Here is a 4,650-nt window from a genome sequence, read left to right as displayed (position 1 = left end):
GGCGACCACGGTGCTGGCGGGGGCGGGCGGAGCCCGAGGAAAAACAAAGGGCTGGGTGGGTGGGACAACCCGGCAACAAACCCGGCGGAGCCGAGGAAAAGCAGGAGGTTACACCGGGGTGGGTTCTTCGGCGTAGGTGGTTGCGGTGCGGGAGCGGGGAAAACGCTGGACCGTCAGGGCCTGTTGTACGCGCTGGCGGGCGCTCCACTCGGCCGCGTCGGAAAGGGCTTCCTCGTAGCGATCGATGACCACGTCGGCCAGTCCCTCGCAGTCGCCAATGACTTCGGCGCACCGGATGTCGATGCCCTCATGATTGGCCCCATACGCGAGCGCCTGCGCCCAAATCCGCTCCAACACACCCCCGGCGAACAGCAGATACGGCAGTACGATCACCCGTTTCGCCCCGAGGCGGCGGCAGCGCTCCAGGCCGCCGGGAACGCCGGGACGAGCGTGCGACACGTACGCGGTCTCGACGGTCAGAAACTCGGCCGCGTGGGTCTCCCAGAAGAGCCGAGAAACCCGATGCACCTCCGCGTTCACGGACACATTCGTAGAACCGTGACCCACCAGGACGATGGCGGTCTCACCAGGAGTGATGCGCTCAGGCTCCTCGTCGGTGAGGCGGAAGGGCTCGGTCCGTACCAGATGGGGCATGTCCGCCTGAGCGTCGGCGAGACGTTCGGCGAGGAGTTCGAGCACGCGCGGGTCTGGACCAAGCGGACGGGCCAGGTCGTATCCAAGCGTAGGGTGCCGTTCCTGCTCCAACGCGAGCGTGCCAGGAATGTCGCCCAGGGCGCGCCGGTCGTTGGTGAGGCTGAGCGGCAACGCGATCAGGTGGTGGTGGCCGCGGGCCACCAGGGAGGTGATCGAGTCGCTCAGCGGCGGCCGGGCCTTGGTGATGAAGCCGCCGGTCACATCGGCGACCACGCCGTCCAGCCGGCATCGCAGCCGGTGCACGAAACGGCCGAATTCAGCGACGCCCGTCTCATCGTGCGTGCCGTGCCCGATGAGCACCAGCGGCGGTTTCATCTCACCGATCTCCCATGCCTTGTCCGGATCGTGACAATAGCGGACGGTACTGGGCCATGGGGGATCCTTGACCTGTCATTTAAGGTTGGAGTTCCTCCTGGAGCAGGCTGTAGAGGATGGCATCGGTGCGTCCGCCCGGAATCGGGAGGCCTTTCCGGAGGATGCCCTCCTCGGTGAAACCCGCCCGTCGCGCGACCGCGCGGCTGCCCACGTTCCCGGTCGCGATGGTCAGCTGCACCCGGATGTACCCCTGCGCGAGCAGCCAGCTGGCAACCGTTTTGGTGGCCTCCGCGGCGTACCCCTGGCGACGCGCCCATGGCGAGACCCAGTAGCCGATCTCGACGTCGCCGCGCTCCTGGTCGGCCCGGTGCACGCCGACGGCGCCGGCCAGCCGCCCGCCATCGCGGGGTTCGAGCGCGAATGTCAGGCCGTTGACCCGATCGGAATGCGCCAGCCTGGTGCACCAGTCGAGGGCACGTTCCAGGGTGTAGCCAGGAGCCCACGGCATCCAGCGGTTCATCTCGGCGTCGTCCTTGACCGCCGCGAGCAGGTCGAAGGCGTCGCGTTTGCCGAAAGGGCGCAGGATCAGGCGGGGGCTGTCGAGGCGTCCGCCGAACGTGGGGCCGGTCTCGCCGCGCAGCAGGCCGAAGACGACGACGTCATGCGGGCCGTCGTCCTCGAATCCGGCGCCGCGAAGCACACCTTCCCGGGTGAATCCGGCTTTCTCCGCGACCCGGATGGACGCGGAGTTCTCCACCGTGGCGCGCAACTCGATCCGGCGCAGCCGCGCGGGCCCGAGCGCCCACTCGGCCAGTCCGCGTACGGCCTCCGGGGCGTAGCCACGTCCTCGATGGTCGGGATGTATGCCGTAGCCCACTTCGGTGGTGCCTGTCCCCCAGTGGGTTTTGAAGAGGCTGATCGCGCCGATGATGGTGCCTGCGGCTTGGATGGCCAGGTGCAAGCCCTGACCGGATTTACGCAGTTCGTGTACGCCATGGGACAGCCACTGCGCGATTCCCCCCGCGTAGCCGGGAGCGCCGGGCGGCAGGGCGGTCGAATGGTTGCCTTCCTGGACGATCGCCCGCACTTGGGCCGCGTCGCTCGGGCCGAAGTGCCGCAAGATCAGGCGTTCGGTTTGGATCGTGAGATGTTCGTCGAACACGCCCATACGGTACGGCATGGCGTTAGATCGAGATGATCACCTCAAGTGTTCGGGGGCCGTGCACGCCTTCGACGCGGTTGAGTTCGATGTCGCTTGTCGCGGAAGGGCCGCTGATCCAGGTCAGGGGGCGTACGGGGTCGAGTCTGGCGAGAGCGTCGGGCACGCCGGGGACGATCTGGTCCGCACGGACGACGCACAGGTGGTAGTCGGGGACGAGGGTGAGGGCTCGGCGGCCCATGCCGGCGCCCGCGTCGAGCACGATCGTCCCGGTTTCGGCGATCGCGACGGCGCAGGTGGTGACCACGGCGTCCACGGTCGTCAGATCCTCGACCATCGATTCGGCGAGCCAATCGGTAGGAAATCCTTCAGGGACGACGACCCGTTCGGCTTCTCGTCTGTTCAGCGCGTCGCGGAGGGCGTCGGGGACTTCTGCCGCGTTGATGATATGAACCACGGCGCGGTAGTCACGGACTCGTTCGGCGAAATGTTCGACTATGTCTTCTCTGTGCGCTCCTGCGCCTTGATAGTTCCGGGGGATCTCCACGTCGGGGGCGTTCGCGACGGCGGAGCGGATCCGGGCGAGGATCACGTCGCGGGAGGTCATCGGGTGCCGCCTTCTGTCCGGTTCCACCAGGCGCGGAAGGAATCTTTGGGGATGTCGGGAAGGTCGCGGGTGTCGGTCCAGGCCGACAGCGGGCCGGGGAGCCTTTTGGGGACCAGTCTCCGCATACGTCCGCCGAAGCGTTGGGCCCGCGCGAGCCGTACCGAACGGTTGAAGACCCAGCCCGCGGCGGCCATGCCCATCCGTTCGGTGCGGGGATGTTTGGCTTTTGCCCGCAGATCGATGAGCACGGCGGGGATGTCGATCGCGACCGGGCACACCTCGTAGCACGCGCCGCAGAGGGAGGACGCGAACGGGAGCGATCGGTCCAGTTCGGTGTTCATGCCGCGCAACTGTGGTGTGAGAATCGCGCCGATCGGCCCGGGATAGACGGATCCGTACGCGTGTCCGCCGGCCCGTTCGTATACCGGGCAGACGTTCAGGCACGCCGAGCAACGAATACACCGCAATGCCTGCCGCCCGACTTCGTCGGCTAGAACGTCGGTACGTCCGTTGTCGAGCAGAACGAGGTGGAAATCTTGCCCTTCGACCGCGCCTGTCCACATTGAGGTGTACGGATTCATCCGTTCTCCTGTAGAACTGCGCGGCAGCAATTGCAGGAAGACCTCCAGATCCCGCCAGGTCGGGAGCAACTTCTCGATTCCCACGACGCTGATCAGGGTTTCCGGCAGGGTCAGGCACATGCGGCCGTTACCCTCGGATTCCAGGACGACGAGCGTGCCTGTCTCCGCAATCATGAAATTCGCGCCGGAAATCGCGACTTTCGCGCGGAGGAAACGTTCCCGGAGATGCAGTCGCGCCGCCTCGGCGAGGGCTCTCGGCTCATCGGTCAGGCCCGGCGGCACATCCTCCATGTGCTCCAGGAAAATCTCCCGGATCTCCGCTCGATTACGATGAATCGCCGGAACCAGGATATGTGACGGCCAATCATTCCCAAGCTGCACGATCAGCTCGGCGAGGTCGGTCTCATAAGCCTTGATGCCTTCCGCCTCAAGTGCCTCATTGAGTCCGATCTCCTGCGTCGCCATCGACTTGACCTTGACGACTTCGGTCTCGCCGGTAGCTTTGACCAGGTCGGCGACGATACGGTTGGCTTCCTCGGCGTCCTTGGCCCAGTGCACCGTCCCACCGGCAGCCGAAACCGCCGCCTCCAATTGCAGCAGATATTCCTCAAGGTTACGAAGCGTATGATCCTTGATCGCCTTACCCGCCTGCCGCAGTTCCGCCCAATCCGGCAACTCCCCGACTACGGCGGCACGTTTACCCCGAATCGTATGCGTAGCCTTCCGAAGATTAAACCTCAACTGCGAGTCTTGTACGGCTTTCGCAGCATTTTTCGGGAATGACGGCATCCCCACGAATGTCTGACTCATCGAGCCCCACCCTCCGTGGCCGCGAGGATCTCCGCCAGATGCATGACCCGAACCCCCGACTTCTGCCGGTGGAGCGTCCCCCCGATATGCATCAAACAAGAATTATCCGCAGCACAGAGCACTTCTGCCCCCGTCTTCATGACATTTCCCACTTTATCCGCACACATGGCAGCCGAGATATCGCGATTCTTAATCGCAAACGTCCCCCCGAACCCACAACACTCCTCCGCCCCCGGCAACGCCACCAACTCCAACCCTCGCACCCCCTCCAACAACCGCCGCGGCCGATCCCCCAAATGCAACCCCCGCAACGAATGACACGTCGGATGATAAGTCACCCGATGCGGGAAATAAGCCCCCACATCCGTGACCCCCAACACATCCACCAAGAACTCCGAAAGGTCATAAACCTTCGGCACTACCTCATCGACCACCTCTCCCCAGGCCCTGCCTCTCTCCCCACC

Annotated in this window: 5 protein-coding genes; all 5 read right to left on the bottom strand. The window is 65.2% G+C overall.

The window, feature by feature from the left end; all coding sequences use genetic code 11:
- Positions 1–108 precede the first annotated feature (108 nt).
- Positions 109–1,029 (bottom strand): sirohydrochlorin chelatase, encoded by a 921-nt coding sequence (locus tag Amac_RS53250; protein ID WP_155362056.1) that lies wholly within the window; start codon positions 1,027–1,029, stop codon positions 109–111.
- Between the two features lie 79 nt (positions 1,030–1,108).
- The gene (locus Amac_RS53245) at positions 1,109–2,191 is read right to left on the bottom strand and encodes a GNAT family N-acetyltransferase (protein WP_170323110.1); all 1,083 of its coding nucleotides are present in this window, start codon (positions 2,189–2,191) and stop codon (positions 1,109–1,111) included.
- A gap of 22 nt (positions 2,192–2,213) precedes the next feature.
- Positions 2,214–2,795 carry a LutC/YkgG family protein gene (locus Amac_RS53240; RefSeq protein WP_155362054.1) on the bottom strand — a complete coding sequence of 194 codons (582 nt, stop codon included), beginning with the start codon at positions 2,793–2,795 and terminating at the stop codon, positions 2,214–2,216.
- Positions 2,792–4,186, bottom strand: coding sequence for a lactate utilization protein B (locus tag Amac_RS53235; RefSeq protein ID WP_155362053.1), 1,395 nt, complete (start codon positions 4,184–4,186; stop codon positions 2,792–2,794). The genes Amac_RS53240 and Amac_RS53235 overlap by 4 nt, the downstream gene beginning before the upstream one ends.
- A partial coding sequence (locus Amac_RS53230; protein ID WP_170323109.1) for a heterodisulfide reductase-related iron-sulfur binding cluster occupies positions 4,183–4,650 on the bottom strand: 468 nt, incomplete at its 5' end. The genes Amac_RS53235 and Amac_RS53230, both read right to left, overlap by 4 nt.

Source organism: Acrocarpospora macrocephala (assembly GCF_009687865.1).
Taxonomy (GTDB): Bacteria; Actinomycetota; Actinomycetes; order Streptosporangiales; family Streptosporangiaceae; genus Acrocarpospora; species Acrocarpospora macrocephala.
The sequence above is the reverse complement of the archived record's forward strand: the minus strand, read 5'-3'. Positions and strand labels throughout refer to the sequence as shown.

Bases quoted from the DNA above. Each gene is read 5' to 3' on its own strand.
- Amac_RS53250 (WP_155362056.1), bottom strand. From the start codon at position 1,029: ATGAAACCGCCGCTGGTGCTCATCGGGCACGGCACGCACGATGAGACG.
- Amac_RS53240 (WP_155362054.1), bottom strand. From the start codon at position 2,795: ATGACCTCCCGCGACGTGATCCTCGCCCGGATCCGCTCCGCCGTCGCG.
- Amac_RS53235 (WP_155362053.1), bottom strand. From the start codon at position 4,186: ATGAGTCAGACATTCGTGGGGATGCCGTCATTCCCGAAAAATGCTGCG.